This is a genomic window from Streptomyces sp. NPDC058678 (assembly GCF_042714835.1).
GTDB lineage: Bacteria > Actinomycetota > Actinomycetes > Streptomycetales > Streptomycetaceae > Streptomyces.
On record NZ_JBHXSG010000005.1, the window covers coordinates 193705 to 212069 of the forward strand.

13 protein-coding genes are annotated in these 18365 nt (G+C 67.7%); 5 read left to right on the forward strand and 8 right to left on the reverse strand.

Features of this window, described 5'->3' with window-relative positions:
- The first annotated feature begins 277 nt into the window (after window positions 1–277).
- From ACFWWR_RS07870 to ACFWWR_RS07880, 3 genes are all read left to right on the forward strand, one after another.
- Window positions 278–988: a ThuA domain-containing protein gene (locus ACFWWR_RS07870; protein ID WP_384302492.1), complete on the forward strand. Its 711-nt coding sequence runs from the start codon at window positions 278–280 to the stop codon at window positions 986–988.
- On the forward strand, window positions 958–2076 hold the full coding sequence (locus ACFWWR_RS07875) for a Gfo/Idh/MocA family protein (RefSeq protein ID WP_384302494.1): 1119 nt from the start codon (window positions 958–960) through the stop codon (window positions 2074–2076). Before ACFWWR_RS07870 ends, ACFWWR_RS07875 begins: the two co-directional genes overlap by 31 nt.
- A gap of 199 nt (window positions 2077–2275) precedes the next feature.
- Entirely contained in the window at window positions 2276–3805 is a 1530-nt protein-coding gene (locus tag ACFWWR_RS07880; protein WP_383869782.1) for an APC family permease, read from the forward strand.
- A gap of 289 nt (window positions 3806–4094) precedes the next feature.
- Here the strand turns inward: ACFWWR_RS07880 and ACFWWR_RS07885 are convergent, their stop codons facing one another.
- From ACFWWR_RS07885 to ACFWWR_RS07900, 4 genes are all read right to left on the reverse strand, one after another.
- Window positions 4095–5555 carry a GH1 family beta-glucosidase gene (locus ACFWWR_RS07885; protein WP_384302496.1) on the reverse strand — a complete coding sequence of 487 codons (1461 nt, stop codon included), beginning with the start codon at window positions 5553–5555 and terminating at the stop codon, window positions 4095–4097.
- A gap of 84 nt (window positions 5556–5639) precedes the next feature.
- Complete coding sequence (locus ACFWWR_RS07890; RefSeq protein ID WP_383869775.1) at window positions 5640–6581, reverse strand: carbohydrate ABC transporter permease; 942 nt, start codon at window positions 6579–6581, stop codon at window positions 5640–5642.
- Window positions 6582–6594: 13 nt separating this feature from the next.
- Window positions 6595–7590 (reverse strand): carbohydrate ABC transporter permease, encoded by a 996-nt coding sequence (locus tag ACFWWR_RS07895; RefSeq protein WP_383869772.1) that lies wholly within the window; start codon window positions 7588–7590, stop codon window positions 6595–6597.
- 110 nt (window positions 7591–7700) lie between these two features.
- Window positions 7701–9011 carry an extracellular solute-binding protein gene (locus tag ACFWWR_RS07900; protein ID WP_383869769.1) on the reverse strand — a complete coding sequence of 437 codons (1311 nt, stop codon included), beginning with the start codon at window positions 9009–9011 and terminating at the stop codon, window positions 7701–7703.
- A 284-nt stretch (window positions 9012–9295) separates the two neighbouring features.
- Between ACFWWR_RS07900 and ACFWWR_RS07905 the strand changes: the two genes are divergently transcribed.
- Entirely contained in the window at window positions 9296–10312 is a 1017-nt protein-coding gene (locus ACFWWR_RS07905; protein ID WP_384302498.1) for a LacI family DNA-binding transcriptional regulator, read from the forward strand.
- 252 nt (window positions 10313–10564) lie between these two features.
- On the opposite strand, the gene ACFWWR_RS07910 is transcribed toward ACFWWR_RS07905, so the two are convergent.
- A complete protein-coding gene (locus ACFWWR_RS07910; protein ID WP_383869765.1) occupies window positions 10565–13498 on the reverse strand; it encodes an NACHT domain-containing protein in 2934 nt (977 codons plus the stop codon).
- Window positions 13499–14194: 696 nt separating this feature from the next.
- On the opposite strand from ACFWWR_RS07910, the gene ACFWWR_RS07915 reads away from it, so the two are divergent.
- On the forward strand, window positions 14195–14935 hold the full coding sequence (locus tag ACFWWR_RS07915; protein ID WP_383869762.1) for a hypothetical protein: 741 nt from the start codon (window positions 14195–14197) through the stop codon (window positions 14933–14935).
- A gap of 303 nt (window positions 14936–15238) precedes the next feature.
- On the opposite strand, the gene ACFWWR_RS07920 is transcribed toward ACFWWR_RS07915, so the two are convergent.
- The 3 genes from ACFWWR_RS07920 to ACFWWR_RS07930 all read right to left on the reverse strand — a co-directional run bounded on the left by ACFWWR_RS07920 (window position 15239) and on the right by ACFWWR_RS07930 (window position 18358).
- A complete protein-coding gene (locus ACFWWR_RS07920; protein ID WP_384302529.1) occupies window positions 15239–16384 on the reverse strand; it encodes an RNA polymerase sigma factor in 1146 nt (381 codons plus the stop codon).
- Window positions 16385–16392: 8 nt separating this feature from the next.
- Window positions 16393–16800, reverse strand: a complete 408-nt coding sequence (locus ACFWWR_RS07925) for a YciI family protein (protein ID WP_383869756.1) — start codon at window positions 16798–16800, stop codon at window positions 16393–16395.
- Between the two features lie 331 nt (window positions 16801–17131).
- Window positions 17132–18358 (reverse strand): sensor histidine kinase, encoded by a 1227-nt coding sequence (locus ACFWWR_RS07930; RefSeq protein ID WP_384302500.1) that lies wholly within the window; start codon window positions 18356–18358, stop codon window positions 17132–17134.
- Window positions 18359–18365: the final 7 nt, after the last annotated feature.

The window sequence follows — 18365 nt, forward strand, 5'->3', positions numbered from 1 at the left end:
TCGGTCGGGACGGACAGGTCCTCGGCTGTCGACAGGATTTGCGGACGGTGGGTGCGGATGCGGACCGCTGCCGGACCCCGCGCCTGCCGGCGACACCGTCAGCAAGTCGGCACCGCCTTGCCTGAGCCGGTGTGATGACGCTCGTTCGCGGCCGCCGAAGAGCGCTCACGAAACTTTCGTGTAGTCGGCAACCCTTTCCTGAGCGCGGGCGACTGGCGCATTCTCGAGGCGAGCACCTCCGACCCAGACCGGGGCGACGGCCCCATGAAGGAAGCAGATGACGCGCAAGAAAGCCCTGGTGGTCCGAGGGGGGTGGGAGGGGCACCAGCCGATCAAGGCCACGGAGCTGTTCCTGCCCTTCCTCCAGAGCAACGGATACGACATCCGGATCGAGGAGTCGACCGACGTCTACGCCGACGCCGCCGAGATGGCCGGCACCGATCTCGTCGTGCAGTGCGTCACGATGTCGGAGATCACTGCCGAGCAACTGTCGGGACTGGGCGCGGCGGTCGTGGCCGGTACCGGATTGACCGGCTGGCACGGTGGCATCGCCGACTCGTTCCGCGCCTCCTCCGACTATCTCCACCTGGTGGGAGGCCAGTTCGCGACCCACCCGGGCAAGGAGCCGTGTGAACGTCAGGGGGATGCGGCGGACAACTTCCTGCCGCACGCCGTGAACATCACCGACCTCGGCCGCGAGCACCCCATCACCGCGGGCATCGAGGACTTCGAGCTGTGCACCGAGCAGTACTGGGTGCTCCACGACGACCTCATCGACGTCCTGGCCACCACCACCCATCCCGTCCGGCCGTGGCAGCCCTGGCACCGGCCCGTCAGCTCACCGGCCGTCTGGACCCGTCGGTGGGGCGCCGGACGCGTCGTGGTGACGACCCCGGGCCACAGCCTCGACGTGCTCGAGAACTCCCATGTCCGCACCATCATCGAAAGGGGCATGCTGTGGGCGACGCGCACCGCATCGGCGTCGTAGGTCTCGGAGTCATCTCCCGCGCGTACCTGGACACGCTGTTCGGTCATCCCGCCGTGCGCGTCACCGCGGTCGCCGACCTCGACGCCGCCCGGTCGGCCGCCGTCGCCGCCGAACTGCCCGGCGTCGAGGCGCTGTCCGTCGAGGAGTTGCTGAGCAGCCCGGACGTGGACACGGTGCTGAACCTCACCGTCCCCGCGGCCCACGCCGAGATCGCCCTCGGCGCCATCGGCCACGGCAAGCACGTCTACGGTGAGAAGCCGCTGGCCGCCAACCTTCTCGACGCCCGCAGCGTCATGGAGGCCGCCGCGAAGGCGGGAGTCGGTGTGGGGTGCGCGCCGGACACCGTCCTGGGCACCGGAATCCAGACGGCGCGGGCGGCTGTGGAGAGGGGAAGCATCGGGCGCCCCCTGTTCGCCTCGGCCGTGATGGTCACCCCAGGACACGAACGCTGGCATCCCCACCCCGACTTCTACTACACCGCCGGGGGTGGTCCCCTGCTGGACATGGGCCCGTACTACCTCGCCTCACTGGTTCACCTGCTGGGTCCGGTGCGTGCCGTGATCGGCGCGTCCAGTCGGCTGCGTGCCGAACGCGTCATCGGTTCCGGCCCGCGCGGGGGCGAGCGAATACCGGTCGAGGTGGACAGTCATGTCTCCGGTGTGCTCGAGCATGCAGGCGGGGCCCTCACGACGATCACGACGAGCTTCGACGGCGTGGCCACGACGGCGGCGCCGATCGAGATCCACGGCGAGTCGGGGACGCTCACGGTTCCGGACCCGAACCGCTTCGACGGCCAGGTGCGGCTCTTCGAACTCGGCGACAAGCAGTGGCGCACCCTGCCGCCGTCGGCCGGCTACGTCGGCGGTGCGCGGGGTATCGGTCTGCTCGACTTCATCACGGCGGACGGGCAGCGGGCGCCTCGCGCGAACGGCGACCTCGCGCTGCACGTGCTGGAGGCGATGAGCGCCCTCCTCCGCTCGTCGTCCGAGGGGCGACGCATCGAGCTGACGACGTCGGCGGAGCCGCCCTCGCCCGTTCCGCTGACGGCCGCCGAGGAGTGGAGAGGACGCTCCCCCCATCGACCCTGATCGCCGTGCGGGCGGGGCCTCCATCGGCGTGCGGCACGGGCCGGCCACCGGCTTCGCGCCGGCCGTCTCCGTGCGGTTTTCGTGGCAAGCAGACGGAGAAGTGATGGTCAAGACTTGCACATGAACGCTTGTGGGCCTTTGTGCGGCGGCAGATCATTGGCCGAATCCCGCCCGTCCCACGAGCACGCAGGAGCTCCAGGTGGCCGCTGGCCCAATAACGTCCGAGCTTGCCGACGCGCCGACAGCGGCCCGGACGGAGCGGCAGAAGCTGCGCAAGCACTTCGGCCGCTTCGACATCCTTTTCTTCCTCCTGTGCACCATCGTCGGGGTGGACACCATCGGCACGGTGGCCTCGTCCGGTGCCGAGGCGTTCACCTGGCTCATCGTGCTGGCCGTCGTGTTCTTCGTGCCCTCCGCACTGCTGACCGCCGAGCTGGGGGCCGCGTTTCCCGACGAGGGCGGCCCCTACATCTGGACCAGCCGCGCCTTCGGGCGTCTCGCCGGTGCCGTCAACAACTTCCTGTACTGGATCACCAACCCGGTGTGGCTCGGCGGCACGCTCTCCGTTTCCGCGGTCACGGCCTACACCACCTTCTTCAACGACGGAAAGGACCTGAGCACGCCGGCGTTCTACGCCTTCACCCTCGTGTTCGTCTGGGTGGGCGTGCTCGCCGCGATCCTCTCCTTCGACGTCGGCAAGTGGATTCCCACCATCGGCGCCTGGAGCCGGTTCGTCCTGCTCGGCCTGTTCACCGTCACCGTCGTGGCGTACGGCGTGAAGCACGGCCTGCACGGTTTCGGCGTCGGCGACTTCTCCCCGACCTATGCGGGTTTCGTCCTCCTGGTGCCTGTCCTGATGTTCAACTACGTCGGTTTCGAGCTGCCCAACACCGCCGGCGAGGAGATGACCGACGCCCAGAAAGACGTTCCTTACGCCATCTTCCGCAGCGCCGGCCTCGCCGTCGTGCTGTACGCGCTGCCGATCCTCGGCATCCTCCTCGTCCTGCCGGTCAAGGCCATCACCGGCCTCGGCGGATTCATCGACGCGATCCGGCAGGTCTTCACCGTGTACGGCGGCCACGTCGGCGCCGACGGCACCGCCACGCTCAGCGGCGCAGGCAGCCTGCTCGGGGACCTCGCCGCGATCATGTTCATCCTCACCGTGCTCTCCTCCGGCGTCACCTGGGTCATGGGCTCCGACCGCGCCCTCGCCGTCTCCGGCTACGACGGCGCCGCGCCCCGCTTCCTCGGCGTCATCTCCAACCGGTTCGGCACCCCGGTACGGGTCAACATCCTCAGCGGGCTGGTCTCCACCCTCGTCCTCGTCCTGGCCCACGAACTGACCGACGGCAGCGCCGCCAAGCTCTTCGGCGCCGTCCTCGGCCTCGCCATCTCCACCACCCTCATCAGCTACCTGGGCATCTTCCCGGCGCTCGCGGTACTGCGCCGCAAGGCCCCGGACGTCCCGCGCCCCTACAAGGCGCCCTTCCCCCGCACCATCAGCGTGGTCCTCACCCTGCTCGTCCTGTTCGCCGGCCTGCAGCTGGTCGCCCCCGGGCTCGGCGACCACTGGTTCGGCTCCGACTACAGGCCGGACGGCTGGAGTTACGGCGAGCGCGGGAAGTACCTGCTGACGGAGGCCGTCCCGCTCGCCGGGTTCATGCTCCTCGGCGTGCTCTTCTGGGCTCTGGGCAAGCCGACGCGCACGGCATCCGCCGCCAAGGAGTAGCGCACGCGTCGCCCTGCCCATGGGCGGGCTCAACAGCTGGGAGCCGTCCATGGGTTCCGGCCAGCTAAGCGGGACGCCAACACCATCGAGTCAACGGCCTGCTCCGTGCCCACGCCCCGCTCGCTGTCACCGCGCTGGTCAGTGGCCCCGGGCCACGGGGGCGGCGGGGCACGCGAGCGGCCCAGGCACACTCCCCGCACGGCATCGCCGGCGTCCCGCATCGTCCATCGGCCCGCCCGGCAGACCGGCGAGCCTCCCTCGCCGGTCTGCCGTGCGGCCCCCCCCCGTGTCACTGGTTCGCGCCGCTCCCCTCCGGCAAGGTGCCGGTTCGGGCCACGTCGGCGTACCACCGCGCGCTGGCCTTGGGGATGCGCTTGCCGGTCGGGTAGTCGACGTAGACGGCACCGAAACGCTTGCTGTAGCCGTAGCCCCACTCGAAGTTGTCCAGCAGGGACCACAGGAAGTAGCCCCGCACGTCGGCGCCGGCCACCATCGCGCGGTGCACGGCTGCCAGGTGGCCGTGGAGGTAGTCGATGCGTTCGGGGTCGGCCACCTCGCCCTCCGGGTTCACGTAGTCGTCGAACGCGGCCCCGTTCTCGGTGATCATCACAGGCAACGCGGGGAAGTCTTCCTTGAGCCGCATCAGCAGGTCGTACAGGCCGCTCGGGTCGACCGCCCAGCCCATCGCGGTCGTACTGCCCGGCGGCCGGTGGAAGGCGACGTTGTCGGCGGCAGGCCAGGGGCTGTGCTCGCTGGCCCCGTGGCCGTCGGAGCCGTGGCTGGCCTCGCCAGTGGCGGCGGAAACGAGTGTGGGTGAGTAGTAGTTGACGCCCAGGAAGTCCAGCGGCTGGTGGATCGTGGCGGTGTCGCCGTCCCGTACGAAGGACCAGTCGGTCAGGCCGGCCGTGTCCTGGAGGAGATCCTGCGGATACTGGCCCTCCAGTACAGGGCCGGTGAAGACGCGGTTGGCCAGGGCGTCGATCCGGCGGGCCGCGTCGACGTCCTCGGCGGACTCGGTCAGCGCGCGGACGTGGTGGATGTTGAGCGTGATGGACGCCTGCGCCCGGGAGGGCAGTTCGGCGCGCAGCGCCTGAACGGCCTTGCCGTGGGCGAGGTTGAGGTGGTGCGCCGCGCGCAGGGCCGCGACCGGGTCGGTCCGTCCGGGGGCGTGGACGCCCGAGCCGTATCCGAGGAAGGCGCTGCACCAGGGCTCGTTGAGGGTGATCCAGGTCTTCACCCGGTCCCCCAGCGCATGTGCCGCAAGGGCCGCGTAGTCGGCGAACCGGTCCGCGGTGGCGCGCTCCGGCCAGCCGCCGGCGTCCTCCAGCTCCTGCGGCAGGTCCCAGTGGTACAGCGTGACGACGGGTTCGATGCCCTTCTCCAGCAGTGCGTCGGTCAGAGCGCGATAGAAGTCGAGTCCTCTTTCGACGGCCGGGCCGCGGCCGGTCGGCTGCACGCGCGGCCACGACAGGGAGAACCGGTAGGCGCTCACGCCGAGGTCCGCCATGATCGCGACGTCCTCGCGCCAGCGGTGGTAGTGGTCGGTGGCGACGTCACCGGTGTCACCGTTGCGCACCCGGCCGGGTGTGTGCGAGTACGTGTCCCAGATCGAAGGGGTGCGTCCGTCCACGGCGGCGGCACCCTCGATCTGGTACGCGGCGGTCGCCGTACCCCAGGTGAATCCCTGCGGGAACCTGAGGACGGCGGTGTTCTCCGGGGCGGGCGCGACACGTCGGGTTGCGGTGGTCACGTGGGTCCTTCCAGATGTGCTGCGGGGCGGGAGGGGCGAGGCGGGGTGGCCGGTGAGGAGGGCCGCGGCAGAGCGGCAGGGTGCTCATCCCTTGACCGCTCCCTGCATGATCCCGCCGACGATCTGGCGGCCGAAGATGACGAACATGGCGAGCAGGGGCAGCGTGCCGAGCAGAGCGCCCGCCATGATCAGCGACTGGTCGCGCACGTATCCCGCGCTGAGCTGGGTGAGGGCGACGGGCACCGTCGGATTGGTCATGTCGAGCACGATGAAGGGCCAGAAGAAGTCGTTCCAGGCGTGCACGAACGTGATCATGAACAGCACGGCCATGGGAGGCCGGGCGATCGGCAGCACGATGCTCCAGAAGATGCGCAGGGAGTGCGCACCGTCCACCCGGCCGGCCTCGACGAGTTCGTCGGGCAGCGCCTCGGACAGGTACTGCCGCATGAAGAACACGCCGACGGCGCTGACCAGTGTGGGGAAGATGACGGCGGGCAGCTTCTGCCCCCAGCCCAGCTCGGTCATCATCATGAACAGCGGTACGACACCGAGTTGGGGCGGCACCATCATGGTGCCGATGACGAGCATCAGCAGGATGTTGCGGCCCTTGAAGCGGAGTTTGGCGAACGCGAAGCCGGCGAGGGTGGCGAACAGCACCGTGGACAGGGCGATCACGCCGGCCACGATCAGGCTGTTGAGCATGGCCTTGCCCAACGCGGCGTCCTGCCAGGCCTTGCCGAGGTTGTCCAGGAGGTGGGGTCCCGGCAGGAACGGAGGAGGTGTCTGGGTGACGCGCGTGTTGTCGGTCGACGCCGCCACCATCGTCCAGTAGAGCGGGAAGAGGGAGAACAGGGCCGCGAGCCCCAGCAGGATGTAGGCGACGGGACCCGCGTGGTGCTGGCGTCCGGCACCCGGGTGCCGGAACAGTCGTCGGCGCCGTTCGCCGGACGGGGTGGCCTTCCGGGTCTTCCGCCCGGTCCCGGGGCGCGCGTCCGCCGTCTGGACCGGGATGCTGTCTGTGGTCATGGAAACCTCCCGGTCAGGCCTTGCGCGCGGTGACGCGCTTGACGACTCGTTGGACGACGAACACGAGAATGAGCAGCAGGAACATCGCCCAGGCGACCGTGGCGGCCCGGCCCATCTGGTAGTTCTTCCAGCCCTCCTCGTACAGCAGCAGTCCCAGCGTCTGGTACTGGTTGTCCGCTCCCCCGGTGATGCCGTTCGGGCCCTGGCCGAAGATCAGGGGCTCACCGAAGAGCTGGGTGGCGCCGATCGTGGACAGGACGATGGTGAACACGATGGTGGAGCGGATGCCGGGGACGGTGACCTTCAGGAACTGCTGCCACCGCGAGGCGCCGTCGATGGCCGCGGCCTCGTAGCGGTCGCGCGGGATGGCCTGCATCGCCGCGAGGTAGAGCAGGGCGTTGTAGCCGGTCCAGCGCCAGATGACGATCGAGGAAATGGCCGTCTGCGCGGCCCACTTGTTGTTCTCCCAGTCGATGTTGTCGACTCCGAGCAGGCTCAACATCCAGTTGATCATGCCGAAGTCGCGTTCGAAGAGCATCGTGAACACCAGGGCAGCGGCACCCACCGACGTGGCGTACGGCGTCAGCGCGGCGACGCGGAAGAACGTCGAGCCGCGCAGCCGGTAGTTGAGCAGGTGGGCCAGCCCGAGCGCCATCAGCAGCTGCGGCACGGTCGACAGGACGCCGATGGTGATGGTGTTGAGGAGCGCGTTCCAGAAGCGATCGTCGTCCCACAGCGCCGTGTAGTTGTCGAAGCCGACCCACTCCATGAGGTTCAGGGTGGACAGTTCGACGCGGTGCAGGGAGATCCACGAGGTGTAGATGAGCGGGTAGAAGCTGAAGGCGGCGAAGACGACGAAGAACGGGGCGATGAACGCGTACGGCGCGCCGCGGACGTCGAGGCGGTGCAGCAGCGTACTGCGCCGCTGACGGTCCCCGCCGGTGCCGGTCCCGGCCGGCAGGGCGGTGCCGGGCGCACCGTCTGGGGATGTCGAGGTGGAGATGGCCACCGGAAGGCGTCCTTCCTGGAGGATGAGGGAGGCGGGCAGGGGGCCCGGCGGCCCACACGGGCCGTGTGGGGCGCCGGGCTGCTGCGGAGGACGGACAACGGGGCCCGAGGTCAGCCGGCGGCCTTCTCGATGCGCGTCTCAGTGGTCTTCCATGCCTCGTTCGAGCTCTTGTTCTGCGCCTCGATCAAGGTCAGGCCCTGCGAGAAGATGTCCTTGATGGTGCCGTCCTTGCGGCCGAGCACCTGCTCGTCGGGGATCTCCTGGGCCGCGGCACTGAAGATCTTGCCGATGGGCGCGCCACTGAAGTAGTCCGACTTGGCATCGACCACTTCGGGCAGGGACAACGCGGTCTGCGACGAGGGGAAGTTGCCGATCTTCTTGAAGAGGTAGGCCTGCTGCTCGGGGGCGGTGAGCCAGGCCACGAGCTCCTGCGCCTCCTTCTTGACGGGGCTCTTCTCCATCACGCCGAGGAACGCTCCGCCCCAGTTGGCGCCCTTGGGCGCCTTGGCGACGTCCCACTTGCCCTTGTTCTTCGGGCCCGCCTTCTCGCTGATGTGCGCGAGCATCCACGCCGGGCAGACGGTGGTGGCGAAGGTGCTGTTGGCCAGGCCGGGGTCCCAACCGGGCTGGAACTGGCGGAGCTTCGCGGTCAGGTCGGACGTGGCCGCCTCGGAGGCCAGCTTCCACGCGTCCTTCACGACAGGGTTGGTGGCGTAGATCAGCTCGCCCTCCTTGTCGTAGAACTGCTGGGAGTTGCCGTAGATCATGGCGTTGAACAGTCCGCTGGAGCTGTCCATGAAGGCGACCTTGTCGGCCTTCGACTTCTGCTTGAACCGCTTGCCCGTGTCGACGTACTTCGACCAGTCGCCCTCCCACAGCTTGGCGACCTCGTCGCGGTCGGTGGGCAGGCCGGCCTGTTGGAAGAGGTCCTTGCGGTAGCAGACCGCCATCGGGCCGATGTCGGTGCCGAGGCCGATGACCTTCTTGTCCGCGGTGGTGACCTGGCTCTGCTTCCACGGAAGGAAGTGGTCCGTCCCGGTGACGCCGGCCAGGTCGACGAACTTGTCCTTCTGCGTGTCGGACAGTTCCTTGGCCCGACCAATCTCTATGCCCTGGATGTCCTTCAGTCCGCTGCCGGCTGCCAAGTGGGTCTGCAGGGCGGTGTAGTAGGTCTGCTCGTCGCCCGCGACGTCCGCCTTGATGACGACGTTCGGGTGTTCCTTCATGTACTGGTCCAGCAGACCGGTCTCCTTGAAGCCCATGACGCCGAAGAGCCCCATGGTGATGGTGACCTTGCCGTCCTTCTTCCCCCCACCGGTCCCCCCGTCGCTGCCCCCGCAGCTCACGACCAGACCGAGAGCCGACACAGCTGACACGGCGGCCACGACTCTCGTACGCGACTTCCTTCGGAGCTTGTTCATTTCGTCCTCCTAGCGGCGGCGCTGACGCACCGGAGTTCGAGCCCCACGGTCCGCTCCGTAGGCACGATTTGTCCGGTGGGTACGTTCCCAAACTGCGATGGGAACGTTCCCACTCAGGACCTCGAAGCCTGGCCGCCGCGAAAGGTGTCTGTCAAGAAGTCGAATCCACTTCGTTGCGGGAGGGTGTCCTGCCTCCACGCTCCGACCCTGCGGACGCCAGGCGCCGTCTGACACAATGCGCGCAGGTGAGAGCCGTCCGGGCACCGCAGAACGAGGGAGGCGTCATGGGGGGCAGGCAACGCCCGACCATCAAGACCGTGGCCGCGCGCGCCGGTGTCGGACGCACGACGGTTTCACGAGTCATCAACGGCTCGGAGCTCGTCAGCGAGAAGGCCAGGGCCGCCGTGCTCGCCGCCATCGCCGAGCTGAACTACGTACCGAACTCGGTTGCCCGGGGACTGGTGACGAGCAGGACGAACTCCGTGGCCCTCGTGATCCCCGAGTCGGCGAGCAGGCTGGGCTCGGAACCCTACTTCTCGGCGGTTATCCGCGGGGTCAGCACCGCCCTCGCCGAGACCCGGACACAACTGCAACTGGTGCTCGTGCGCGACCAGGCCGAGCGGGACCAACTCACCGAGTCGGTGGCCGAGCGGCGTGTCGACGGGGTGCTCCTGGTGTCGGTGCACGAGCACGATCCGTTGCCGGGGCTGCTGGAGGACATGGGGCTGCCCACGGTCCTCGCCGGGCGCCGCTCCCCCGACGAGTCCCTCAGCCACGTGCACTCCGACAACACCGGCGGGGCCGCGACAGCGGTCAGCCACCTCCTCTCGCGGGGGCGTCGGACGGTCACCACCATCAGCGGACCGCTCGACATGGACGTGGCGCGCAGCAGGCTCCAGGGCTGGCGCGAGACCCTCGAGAAGGCGGGCCACGAGGCCTCGGACCGGCTCGTGGCCTCGGCAGACTTCACCGAGGAGGGCGGCGAGGCCGCGATGCGTTCACTCGTTGAACGAGTCCCGGAACTCGACGCCGTGTTCGTCGCCTCGGACGTCATGGCGGCGGGGGCGCTGGCGGAACTGCGCAGGCAAGGCAGGCGCGTCCCCGACGACGTGGCCGTGGTCGGATTCGACGACTCCATCATCGCCCGGCACAGCAATCCGCCCCTCACCACCGTGCGTCAGCCCGTCGAGGAGATCGGCAGCATGATCGCCCACATCCTTCTGGAGGAGATCGGCGATCCCGAGGAGCCGCGTCGGCACGTCACGCTTCCCACGGAGCTGGTCGTCCGCGAATCGTCTTGAGCCCAACAAGGCTCTGTTCGCGTCGCACCGGGCACTGGTGCCGCCATGTCCCTGTCGGCGGTGCTGCCGGCCAGGTGCGCCGCGCACCCTCGCCGCCCTGCGCTACTCGGATCAGCTCCGCCCTCAACGGCGCACGCGGCGCCGCCCGCCGGGTGCACGCCGACCGGCTCCGTGCACCGCTCCCACACGCACTCACATGGTCAGGCAACTGCGCATCCGGCCTGGACGCCGGGGCCATGGCGTTCCTGAGTTTCAGGAGCCGCCGAGGTCGTACTCATCGATCGGCCGTTCCTTCCAAACATGGTCACCGCCATACATTCCCGACCCCACCTCCGCAATGAAGTCCGTGATGCCAGGCGGAAGCCATCTACTGAACGTGACCAACAGTTCATGCACCTGTCGCAGGCGCTTGGTCAGAGCATCCGTTGACCCCTCGTCGTAACCGGAGGAGATGCGGAAAACGTCGAATGCATCAAGGATGCCGAGAACGATGACGGCCAGCCCTGTGCGAACTTCCAGCCGATGACCGAGGCTGTAACGCAGGGCACGTTCTATTCCATTGGTGGAGAGCAGCAGCAGTTCTGCCTCCTGCTCGAAACTGCTCCCGCGCCATGGACGATCGAGATCGCGAAGATGCAGACCGCATTCTTCGTAGGAATCTCCCAGCTCTCCCAGTATTTTCGCCGCTCTCCCTGGGCCCAGCTGTCCCTTCCGCCGTTCACTGGCCATCGACGCGGTCAGCCAGAGGGATGAGAATCTCGGCCCAATTCTGGTCTGCGCGCCCACGCTCCGGAAAAGATCGAGGTACGCGTCCGGAAGATCCATGCTTCGACTGATCGAATCCTCGGCGAGGACACTTCGCCGCAGGCACAACTCTCTGGCAAGGGGGTCGGGCCCCAGGGAACGGAGTCGGTGGTCCCAACCCGTTGAGAGGCGATCGGCAACTTCCTGCAGCCTGATCCTTGTATCAAGGTTGCAGTCGGGCGGCGTCACCTCCTCCAAGTGGGTCGCAAGCCAGGCGATTTCAAGAAAGAATTTGTTGGAGCTTGTCTCGAGGCAGTTGCGGAAGGCCGCCTCCAGTGCCCGTGGAACTTTCGCCTCGTGTCGGAATGACGGCGCCAGCATTCCGGACAGCGCAGTCCACTGCAGATGCACTCCCTTGGCGGCGACGTCCATCACAACACGACGGACAAGGGATTCGAGCACGTCTTGTCGGAGCTCCACGACGTCCACTGACCTCAACAGAACATCCAGAACGTTTGACTGCGCTCCCTCGAGCTCTTCGCATCGGCTCAGCAGTCTGCGTACAGCCCGGCTTCCGCCGTTGCGCGTGTTGATGTCACAGATACTTATGCATATTTGCGCAAGGATTTCCCATTGACCTTCGCGCATATATGGGAAGAGGACGTCTGCCAGTGCCTCCGGGGTTTCGTGATTACGGTTCAGAAACCAGGCAGCGAAGTATTCACGGAAGCTCTGGTGAGTAAAGTTGAAGTATTCTTCCCCCCGGATTCCGGTGCCAACGTCCGTGAACATCCACGCACGTCCGCGGCAAACGTTCAGCATCTCATCGACGAACGCCCTGGCTTGTTCGGCATCCATGCCCCTGTCGTCCAGATAGCGGTCCAGTAGGTCATGGACATCATCCTCGGTGAAACCGGCCCGGTATGCCGGGTCGGTCAGTACCGGATAGGCAAGCTCCGAGAGTGCGATCTTGACAACTTGCAGGTCGACGATATTCCCAACTACCCCGCGATGCAGATCCCACTCACCCAGCAGGAGATCCGCGCATTTACTGTACAATTCCGGACGACTGCGCGGAATGTAATTGTATCCCGACCTCCGATAGAGCACACACATGAATGCGAGCATCAGGGGATTGCTACGCAAGTCGCGTATGGAACCACTCTGCTCGATGAAGTGCTCCACGGCCCTGCTGACGGCCGGCGGAACAAGTTCTCCGGTCAGGGAGAACCAGTTCCTGACGTAGTGTTGCACCTGCGGGTCCGTGAAGGGGTGAAGTTTGTAGACGCGAAACATCGGTCCCTGCAGACGTGCCGCTTCATATCCCACGCGTCTGGAGGTGACCACGATGGTGGACAGTGGATACAGCCTGCTGACGGATTCAATCACCTCCGAAGCAAGCCTTCGATTCTGCGGATTGAGCAGCTCATCGAGACCGTCGAAGAACAGGACGGCGGATCCGTCGAGTAGCAGCTCTTCCACCAGCGCTCGCGGGAGGGGAGTGTTGTATCGCTCGGCAAGCCGCTTCTCGATCGCGCCAATGACGGAGAATCCGGAGCGGGATATATCGAGTTCCTTCATCACGAGATAGAAGGGAACTCGCTTTCGCTCGTTCAGCAGTCGCAGAGCCAGTATCGCCGTGGTAGTCGACTTTCCCGCTCCCGGATCTCCCAGGATGACCGTTCTATTGACTCGCTCGAGCATTTGGTTGATTGAAATGATCGAAGAACCCTGCCGGTTCGTGGGCTGCTCGAAATCAGGCTCCACATAGAGGTCGGCATAGTGAACAGTGGTTCTATTCTTGAGGTCCGGCAGCACCACTCTCTCGTGGATACCGTTGAACGCAACGCTATAGCCCTCGATCATGCGTCGACGGGTTTCCGCATCGATACGTCCGGGTGCAGTGAGCAGTGCGACGTACTTCTCGGTGCTCTCCAATGTGGCTTGTATGAGAGTCTGCTGCGCCCAGTTGACAACCTGCACCGTCGCCTTGGTCTTGTTCACCAGAACTTCCGCAGCCCCCGCCGCGTGTGAGCCCAGAACCGTGAACAGAACTTCGGCATACTGGTTCAGAGCCACATCTCTGCCGCCCGACTCAGAAAAAGTGTGCCGAAGTTCGCTACGCAGGGCGACCTTCAACTTGTCGCGCGCTGCGGTATTTTCCAGTATCTCGGCAGCGACGAGTTGCTGAGTTATCGCCCTGAGTGTCGGCGTCTCCAGGAACGCTCCGACTTGCTCGAGATTTAGCCCCTCCGGCAAATCGTTCAGTGTTCCCAGCAGCGCAGCGGGGCGCCGCTGGACGCTGTCCATGCTTCGCTTATAGCTGATGTACAGGTCGCTTTTCGCAAGACCTCTTTGAGCGAGGTAAGCATAGAGACGGTCGAACAGTGGTTTGATGGCTTGTGCTGCTACGCGCCCGACCAAAATTTCCGCACTCGACATGGCAGCTCCCCACACCCCCGCGCCCCCCGGCGCGAAGAGCCATCGTAACGACATATTTCAAGCAGCGGCCAGGGTTGGCCCAGCCCTCGAGTTGAGGGCCTGGCGGATCATGTCGCGCAGGGCGACCGGGGGCCGCCGGGGGGCGCGGTGGCGGCGGATCTGGCCGGCGGCACCGCCGACGGAAACATCGCAACACCAGTGCCTGCTGACGTACGGGCCCAGCTGAGGGGATGTTCCGGTCCTCCCCGGTCTCAAGGCTTTCGCCGCTCACCGAAAAGGCGACCTCGACGCTGTCATCGCCGGGCTCACGCTGCCCTGGGCTCCGGCGTCGGCGAAGGAAATGCGACCCGGATCAAGATACTCAAGCGGCAGATGCGGCCGTGCCGACTGCAGTGTCCCGAGTAAGCATGTACTGCTCGCGCCTCTGAGGCCTGAAAGCTCGAAAGAATGAGAGAGCAGCACACACTTGCCGCGGTGGCGCCATGACGCGGTGGGCCGCAGTCCGAACTGACCTGCCACTTACCCCGCTTGAGGCGGCCGAATGCGAGACGCCTCAGCTGGACGGCCGGTAGAGTCCGCACGTGCGTTGATCTTCCGGGCGGTGGCCAAGCGCCGCCGCAGACGGTGCGGGCGACCCCGATGCGTTCGGGGTCGCCTGGCTGGCATACCCGTCATCACCACACCGGAGATCACGCAATGACTGTGCAGCAGCCCATCACCTACGACGCGTTCGTCGAACTCGCCGCCGCTGATCCAGCTGTCGTCGGCCTTGTCCTCAAAGGGTCGCAGGCCCACGAGGGCATGAGCACCGAGCACTCCGACCACGACCTGTACGTCGTCCTCGCCGATGGCGCGGCAACGGCCCCCACCCGGTTCACGGGGCACCGCACCCCAGAACTCGACCTCGTCGTCCTCACCGTCGACGAGTTCCGCGTCGCCGCAATGCCCGGCTTCGAGCGGTACGCCCTCGCCCGTGCCCTGATCGTGCTCGACCGGCTCGACGGAGGCATCGCCCAGATCCTGGCCGGCACGGCACAGCTCGACGCTGATGAAGCCTTCCGCCAGGCGGGCCAGTGGCTCGATGCGTACGCCAACTCCCTTTACCGGTCGCTCAAGAACGACCGCGACGGACATCCGCTCGCGGCCCGACTCGATGCCGCCGACAGCATCAGGTTCCTGCTGGAGCTGCTCTTCACTCTCGACCGCCGCCCCCGCCCCTACAACAAGTACCTGCAGTGGGAGCTTGACCGATTCCCGCTGCCGGGCTGGGACACCGGCGTGCTCCTCGACGCTGCGGGCCGCGTTTCACAAACGGGCGACGCGTCCACACAACGTCATCTCTTCACCCAGGTCGAGGCAGTGGCCCGCCGGGCCGGGCACGGCATGGTCGTGGACGCATGGGGTGAGGACTTGCACCTGATGCGACCGCAGGAGTAGCGCCGCACCGAGCAAGATCCCGCACCGCGGGCCCCGGCCCTCTGGCGCCTTGGCAACAGACTCCGACCTTGCCGTTCAAGGTTCGGTGCCGATGACGACTCGCACTTGACCAGCGTTTTCGCAGTGCAGCGAACGTGAGTACGGCCTTCGGCTGGTCCTGTTCCCCGTTCACGGGGGCCGAGGGACCAGTTCGAAGGCCGTGGTGGCGGCCGAGGCGGTGCTGCTGGTTTCTGCTCCACTGTGAGGCGACCGCTTCGGCCACGGGCCGAGCCGAGAGCCGCGGGAGTGTCCGAGGGCGCCCCGTCAGCTGGGCCCCCGGGCGTTCAGCCGGGCGGCTTGGCGCGTCAGGTGGTCGCGCTCGGCGAGGTTGGGTGCCTTCTGGGCCGCGTCGGCGTACAGCCGTGCCGCCGTCGCCAGGTCACCGTCGCGCTCGTGGAGGTACGCCGCCACCGCGGTGTGGCGGGGCAGTGTGTCGTCCAGCGTCGCGAGTGCCGCCAGGCCCGCGCGCGGTCCGTCCGCCTCGCCGACGGCCACCGCGCGGTTGAGCCGGACGACCGGGCTGTCGGTCAAGCCCGCGAGCTCGTCGTACCACTCGACGATCTGCACCCAGTCGGTCTCCTCGGCGGTGGGCGCGTCCGCGTGGAGTGCCGCGATGGCGGCCTGGGCCTGGAACTCGCCCAGCCGGTCGCGGGCGAGGGCCGCCTGCAGGATCTCGACGCCCTCGGCGATCGACGCGGTGTCCCACCGGCCGCGATCCTGCTCGGCGAGCGGCACCAGGCTGCCGTCGGGCGCGGTCCGCGCGGCGCGACGGGCGTGGTGGAGCAGCATGAGGGCGAGCAGCCCCGCCACCTCGGGGTGGTCGATCGCGGCCGCGAGCTGCCGGGTGAGCCGGATGGCCTCGGCGGCGAGGTCGACGTCGCCGGAGTAGCCCTCGTTGAAGACCAGGTAGAGGACGCGCAGCACGGTGGCGACGTCGCCGGGCTGGTCGAACCGCACGCCGGAGACGGTGCGCTTGGCCCGGCTGATGCGCTGCGCCATGGTCGCCTCGGGCACCAGGTAGGCCTGGGCGATCTGGCGGGTGGTCAGCCCGCCCACGGCGCGCAGCGTGAGCGCGACCGCGGACGACGGCGTCAGCGACGGGTGGGCGCACAGGAAGTAGAGCTGGAGCGTGTCGTCCGCCGCGGGCGCGGGCCCCGGCGCCGGCTCCTCGTCGACGCTCTCCTCCCGTCGGCGGCGGGCGGTGTCCGCGCGGGTCGCGTCGAGGAACTTGCGCCAGGCCACGGTGACCAGCCAGCCCTTCGGGTCCCGCGGCGGGTCGGCCGGCCAGACGCGGACCGCCTCGACCAGCGCGTCCTGCGCGGCGTCCTCGGCCGCCGCGAAGTCGGCTCCGCGGCGGACGAGGATTCCGAGCACGCTCGGCGTGAGGCTCCGGATCAGGACCTCGTTCATCCGGGAGGTCACTCCGTGATGGTGGGCGACACGCCGTAGAACGGGCGCAGCTCGAGCCACTCGTGGATCGGCTTCCCGCCCGCCCCCGGGGCGGCTGACAGTTCCCCGGCCAGCTCGATGGCGCGCTCGTAGCTGTCGACGTCGATCACCATCCAGCCGGCGATGAGGTCTTTGGTCTCGGCGAACGGGCCGTCGGTGACCGGCGGGCGCCCCTCGCCGTCGTACCGGACGAACGTCCCCTCGGGGGCGAGCGCCTGGCTGTCGACGAACTCGCCGGTCTGCTCGAGCCGTGCCGCGAAGTCGTTCATGTACTGCACGTGGTCCGAGATCTCCTCCGGCGTCCACTTGTCCATGGGCACGTCGTTGACCGCAGCCGGGGCGCCGCGGTAGTGCTTGAGCAGCAAGTACTTGGCCATCACAATTCTCCTCGATGCTGATGCGACCCATTCTGGTCGCGTTCACAGCGGGGACGGAGCCAGTCACGGGTTCTCGACATCACTGCCCGACTTTTTCTGGGCTCTCGTGGATGAGCCTGTGCCGACGGGCGGCGGGCGGACTGCGCACAGTTCGAGGTCGTGCTGGAGAGGATCCGCGTTTCGCGCATCGGGCCGGGCAGGCCGCGCACGAAGCCCGACAGCCTCGCGGCCGACAGGGATACAGGAACAGTCCGTGCCGCACAGTTCGCGCTGCACCTACAACACCAAGAAGCCGGTCCACCGACGGCCTGTCGTCAGGACGCGGATGCCGTCACGCCTCGCGGTCTTCTTCCGGGCTCTCCGAGTACAGCGGCAACGCCGTGGTGACTTCGAAGCCGCCTTCCGGTCGGCGACCCGCATCCAGATCACCGCCGACCGAGTGGGCGCGTTCACGCATACCGATGAGGCCGAAGCCGGTGCCCGGCACGAGTGGTGCCGGGGTCTTGCCGGCGCCGTCGTCGGTGACCGTGATGTTCAGCCGGTCCTGCGCGTACACGAGCCGTACGTGTACGGCTGCCGCATCGGCGTGTTTGGTCACGTTGGTCAGGGCCTCCTGCACGATCCGGAACGCCGTCAGGTCCACTCCCGGCGAGAGCCGGCGCGGCTCGCCTTCGGTGGTGACGGTGACCTTGAGACCGGCGGATTCGACGGCGGTGACCAGATCGGGGAGCCGGGCGAGTCCGGGAGACGGATCCAGAGGCGTGTCGGGGTCGTTCGGCTGGCGCAGCAGGCCGACGGTGGCCTTCAGCTCGCGCAGGGCGGAGGAGGTGGTACCGGCGAGGTCGGCGAGGATGGTCCGGGTCAGGTCGGGGCTGGTGTCCGCCAGGTGCGCGGCGGTGCCCGCTTGGGCGTTGGCCAGGGCCAAATGGTGGGCAACGACGTCGTGGAGCTCGCGGGCGATGCGCATCCGCTCTTCTGCAACTCGGTGCCGCGCCTCCTCCTCGCGGGTCCGCTCGGCGTACTCGGCGCGGGCCTGCTCAGCCTCGGCGCGGGCCTGAACGGCCTGCACGTAGGCGCGCCGCAGCCGGACCGCACCTCCGGTGACGACCGGCAGCAACACCCAGGCCGTGGGAGCGATCGTCCGGTAGGCCAGCGGATGGTCGGCGGGGTCCGCGATCACTGCGGTCGTGACCAGCTGGATCAGGACGGCGAGGGTGAAGACGCGGGTGGTCTTCCGGTCGGTGCCGAGGGCCAACCAGTAGAGCGCGGCCATGACCGGCGCCATGATCAGCGGAGTGAGCAGGTATCCCAACCCGCTGGCCGCCCCCACGCAGGCCGCGGTCACGAGGACGGCTATGCGGGGGTGGCTGCGCTGCCAGAGCAGCGTGGTGCAGGAGATTCCCGCCAGGAGCACGGCGGGCCACAGCCTCCCCGGTTGTCGTGAGCCGGGTACCGTGAGTTCGCTTCCCGCGAGGAAGACGGCCAACAGCATCACCGCCGTCACCGCATCCGCGACCCGGGGGTGGCCCTCCGCGTATCGCTGCACGTAGGCGGCCATCGGGTTC

What these genes read in the sequence shown, in the direction of transcription:
- ACFWWR_RS07870 (WP_384302492.1), top strand. Translation starts at nt 278, where the DNA reads ATGACGCGCAAGAAAGCCCTGGTGGTCCGAGGGGGGTGGGAGGGGCAC.
- ACFWWR_RS07890 (WP_383869775.1), bottom strand. Translation starts at nt 6,581, where the DNA reads ATGACCACAGACAGCATCCCGGTCCAGACGGCGGACGCGCGCCCCGGG.
- ACFWWR_RS07900 (WP_383869769.1), bottom strand. Translation starts at nt 9,011, where the DNA reads ATGAACAAGCTCCGAAGGAAGTCGCGTACGAGAGTCGTGGCCGCCGTG.
- ACFWWR_RS07905 (WP_384302498.1), top strand. Translation starts at nt 9,296, where the DNA reads ATGGGGGGCAGGCAACGCCCGACCATCAAGACCGTGGCCGCGCGCGCC.
- ACFWWR_RS07910 (WP_383869765.1), bottom strand. Translation starts at nt 13,498, where the DNA reads ATGTCGAGTGCGGAAATTTTGGTCGGGCGCGTAGCAGCACAAGCCATC.
- ACFWWR_RS07915 (WP_383869762.1), top strand. Translation starts at nt 14,195, where the DNA reads ATGACTGTGCAGCAGCCCATCACCTACGACGCGTTCGTCGAACTCGCC.
- ACFWWR_RS07920 (WP_384302529.1), bottom strand. Translation starts at nt 16,384, where the DNA reads ATGAACGAGGTCCTGATCCGGAGCCTCACGCCGAGCGTGCTCGGAATC.
- ACFWWR_RS07925 (WP_383869756.1), bottom strand. Translation starts at nt 16,800, where the DNA reads ATGGCCAAGTACTTGCTGCTCAAGCACTACCGCGGCGCCCCGGCTGCG.
- ACFWWR_RS07930 (WP_384302500.1), bottom strand. Translation starts at nt 18,358, where the DNA reads ATGGCCGCCTACGTGCAGCGATACGCGGAGGGCCACCCCCGGGTCGCG.